The 295-nt window shown below is 39.7% G+C and carries 1 protein-coding gene; it reads left to right on the top strand.

Annotated features, from left to right (window positions below; all coding sequences use genetic code 11):
- The coding region (locus IGI58_RS18245) for a DEAD/DEAH box helicase (protein ID WP_429955529.1) at positions 1 to 295 on the top strand (295 nt) is incomplete at both ends.

A 295-nucleotide genomic window follows, 5' to 3' on the forward strand; every position in this document is an offset into this window, starting at 1 on the left:
AGATTTAGGCACTGCACTTGATCCTTATCTGGAATCTATTGCAGATGAAATGCTGGAGTATTGCAAGGATCGCAAAACAGTTGTTTTTCTTCCGCTCGTTAAAACTAGCCAAAAGTTTACAGAAATTTTGAATCGAAAAGGATTCAAGGCTGCAGAAGTGAATGGAGATAGTAAAGATCGAGCCGAAGTGTTAGAAGACTTTGAAAACGATAAGTACAATGTTCTCTGCAATTCTATGCTGCTAACTGAAGGCTGGGACTGTCCGAGTGTCGATTGTGTCATTGTTTTAAGACCT

The sequence above is a fragment of the Enterococcus sp. AZ020 genome, assembly GCF_050499205.1.
GTDB lineage: Bacteria > Bacillota > Bacilli > Lactobacillales > Enterococcaceae > Enterococcus_L > Enterococcus_L dunnyi.